Origin of the sequence: Phenylobacterium sp. CCH9-H3, assembly GCF_001557235.1 — a bacterium.
Taxonomy (GTDB): Bacteria; Pseudomonadota; Alphaproteobacteria; order Caulobacterales; family Caulobacteraceae; genus Phenylobacterium.
Genome location: NZ_LSJI01000285.1, coordinates 1 through 3,199, shown reverse-complemented (window position 1 = coordinate 3,199; position 3,199 = coordinate 1). Strand labels below are relative to the sequence as shown.

Sequence of the window (3,199 nt, the reverse complement as noted above, 5' to 3'; positions counted from 1 at the left end):
CAGGCTGTGCAAAAACCGATGGCGAGCGGCGCCGGCCGCGTCGCCGTCGCTTACGCGGCGTACAGCGCGTGGATCAGCGGGCAGCCTGAGTCCTGACCGGCCTCGCAGGCCCGTACCGAGCCGGCGAGGACCCGCTCCATTCGCTTGAGGTCGGCGATGCGCGCACGCACGTCCTGCAGGTGCGAGGCCGCGAGATCCCTGACCTCCGCGCAGGACGCCTGGCCGCCGGCGGCGAGCGCCAGCAACGCGCGAACCTCGTCCAGCGTGAAGCCCAGCTCCCGCGCCCGACGCACGAAGCCCAGGCGGCCCACGTCGTCGCCACCGTAGCTGCGATAGCGGCCGCGCCGGGGCGGGGCCGGCATCAGGCCGATCCGCTCGTAGTAGCGGATCGTCTCGATGTTGCAGCCCGTGCGGCGTGAGAGCTCGCCGATCTGGATCGCCTGGTCGGCCATGGGGAGCGCGGCTTTCGATTAGGGCTTGAGTCTGTAGTCGCTACAGATGGCATCCTAGTCGTCATTGCACCAGGAGACGACGGCGTGACGGCAAGCAGCGGGCTTCGAGTCCGACGGGAAGGACAGGGCGGCAAGCCCGCCGAGACCGCCTTGAACTGGGCGGCGGTCGCCGCTGCGGCCGGAGCGGTCTTCGCCTGGGCCGCATGCTGCGTCCTACCGATGTCGTTGGCGCTGGCTGGCCTTGGGCTGGGCGGTCTGGGCTGGGTCGCCGGTCAGCGCACCTGGTTTACGCTCGGGGCGCTGGCCTTGATCAGCGTGGGCTGGGTCGTCACCTGGCGCCGGGCGCGGACGTGCCGGGTCGATAGCAGCTGCGCTGCGCCATCACGGCTGGGGATCGCCATGCTCGGTGCGGCCACCGTCCTCGTTCTGCTTGCTCTGATCTGGCAGCCTATCGTCGAGCCCTGGGCCCTGGCGCTGATCCGGAGCGCCCGCGGATGAGCGACGTGCAGATTGAGCTCCGCTCTACGCTCACCTGTCCGCACTGCGGCCACCAGGCGACCGAGACCATGCCGACCGACGCCTGCCAGTACTTCTACGACTGCCAGGGCTGCGGCGTCGTCCTCAAGCCCAAGCCGGGCGACTGCTGCGTCTTCTGCTCTTACGCGGACGTGCCCTGTCCGCCCATCCAAGAAGCAGGGGCCAGCGGTGGGGCCGCCGCCTGCTGCAGCGGCGGCCGCGATGGGTAAGTGCGACGCGGTTGGCGGTGCCAAAGATTGGGCCAGCGACACGCGCGCCTTCATCGCGCTCTGGGCGCTCCCCGGCGCAGCGATGCTCGCAGCCCTCCTGCTGGAGCCCACGCTTCGCGCAGCCGTCTGGGCGGGCATGCTGGTCTGGATGGGCTTCGCCTGTCTGCTGAACGCCCGGCGGTGCGGCCGCATCCACTGCCGCGTGACGGGCCCCTACCTCCTGGCGATGGCAGGCTTGGTGGTCGCCTACGCCGCAGGCGCGGCACCGTTTGGCCCACACGGTTGGAGCTTCCTCGGGGGCGCAACCCTCATAGGCTTCGTGGTCCTCTGGTGGGGCAGCGAGCGTCTATGGGGCAAGTTCGGGCGGCCATAGCGACCAATCGGCTGAATACCCGCTACGCTCCCGCCGTCGGCGCCCCGCGTCGAAACCTGCCGCCGAGTGGACCTCGGCCTTGCCAAGTGGAATTGGCGACCAAATCACAGTAGAATCAATGAGCTACGAAACTGCCGTGAGGGTTCTCGTGAGCTTCTTGGAAGGAACAGATCGGACACAGGTAAGCCTGCTGCCTCCCTGCATCGATGACTATGTCGCTCCCGAATCACTGGTGCGAGTTGTCGACGCGTTCGTTGGTAGTCTCGACCTCGCAGAACTCGGCTTTGCTCGCACCGTCGCGGCGGCGACCGGCCGGCCCGGCTACCATCCCGGGGACATGCTTCGGCTGTATGTCTGGGGCTATCTCAACCAGGTTCGCTCTTCCAGGCACCTCGAGCGGGCCTGCATCCGCGACCTTGAAGCGCTGTGGCTCATGAAGCAGCTCGCGCCGGACTATCGCACCATCGCCGCCTTCCGGCACGACAACCCCGAGGCCATCGTTGCGGCGAGCGCGGCATTCATCCAGTTCTGCCTCGACGGCGGGCTCATCACCGGCCGGATGGTGGCGCTGGACGGGACGAAGATGCGGGCCGTCGCCAGCCCGAAGAACATCGCCGGCGCCGAGCGGCTGGCTCGCGACGTCGCACATACCGAGAAGGAGATCGCCTACTACTTGGACCGGCTCGACGCCATGGACGAAGCCGTGACCCAGGGCTTCGACGACCAACCGGTTCACCGGCAGGCCTTCACTGACGCGATCGCCGCGTTGAGCCGGCGGAAGGATCGGCTGGCGCGCCGGCAAGAAATCTTGGTGGAACGCGCCGAAAAGGTGCTGGTCTTCGGCGAGCCCGACGCGAGGCCGATGGGCTACGCCCACTCACCCAAGATGCCCTGCTACAACATGCAAAGCGTCGTGGACGTAGATAGCGGTCTGATCGTCCACCACGACGTCGCCAACGAAGCGAACGACAGCCAACTCCTGCACCCAATGTCGCTGGCGACGATGGAAGTGCTGCAGGTCGACCGCCTGACTGTTCTGGCGGACGGCGGCTACTCGAACGCCCAGGCGATAGCGGCGTGCGAGCACGATCGAATCGAGGTCGCGGCGCCGATCAAGCGCGGCGCGATGAACACCGACTTCTTTCGGCCGACCCAGTTCGCATTTGATGAGGCGTCAGACACCATCCGCTGCCCGGCGGGTCAGACGATGAAGCCCTCCGGCAAACACACCCGCAATCGCGCCATCCGATATCGAACGACCGCCTGCAGGGACTGCCGCCTGAAGCCGAGATGCACAGCGGGCGCCCAACGGACGATCCATCGCCTGTTCGACCAGGCGGCGCTCGATCGCATGGAGGCGAGGATCTACGCCAATCCAAGCCTGATGGTGACGCGCCGATGCACGGTTGAGCACCCGTTCGGCACGATCAAGCGAATGTCGGGAGGTGGTCGGTTCCTTACCCGCGGCCTCAGAGCAGTAAAGGCAGAGGCAGCGCTCTCCATCCTGGCCTTCAACATCATCCACGCGGTGAATGTCTTCGGTCCGGCGCGCCTGACACCGTCGGCCTAAACGGCCGGCTCGATGCGGCGTCCACGCCAGGGCGGCCGGCGAGTTTTGGCACAGCCTG

General features: G+C 67.4%; 5 protein-coding genes. 4 read left to right on the top strand and 1 reads right to left on the bottom strand.

What is annotated here, in order from left to right; all coding sequences use genetic code 11:
* Window positions 1–50: 50 nt before the first annotated feature.
* Window positions 51–452, bottom strand: coding sequence for a helix-turn-helix domain-containing protein (locus tag AX721_RS25490; RefSeq protein WP_068878770.1), 402 nt, complete (start codon window positions 450–452; stop codon window positions 51–53).
* An 84-nt stretch (window positions 453–536) separates the two neighbouring features.
* Here AX721_RS25490 and AX721_RS25485 point away from each other — a divergent pair, with 84 nt between their 5' ends.
* From AX721_RS25485 to AX721_RS25470, 4 genes are all read left to right on the top strand, one after another.
* Entirely contained in the window at window positions 537–950 is a 414-nt protein-coding gene (locus tag AX721_RS25485; protein WP_068878769.1) for an MFS transporter permease, read from the top strand.
* A complete protein-coding gene (locus AX721_RS25480) occupies window positions 947–1,198 on the top strand; it encodes a GDCCVxC domain-containing (seleno)protein (protein ID WP_068878768.1) in 252 nt (83 codons plus the stop codon). The genes AX721_RS25485 and AX721_RS25480 overlap by 4 nt, the downstream gene beginning before the upstream one ends.
* An 82-nt stretch (window positions 1,199–1,280) precedes the next feature.
* Window positions 1,281–1,571 (top strand): hypothetical protein, encoded by a 291-nt coding sequence (locus AX721_RS25475; RefSeq protein WP_197422718.1) that lies wholly within the window; start codon window positions 1,281–1,283, stop codon window positions 1,569–1,571.
* Between the two features lie 118 nt (window positions 1,572–1,689).
* The gene (locus tag AX721_RS25470) at window positions 1,690–3,141 is read left to right on the top strand and encodes an IS1182 family transposase (RefSeq protein WP_231733458.1); all 1,452 of its coding nucleotides are present in this window, start codon (window positions 1,690–1,692) and stop codon (window positions 3,139–3,141) included.
* Window positions 3,142–3,199 lie beyond the last annotated feature (58 nt).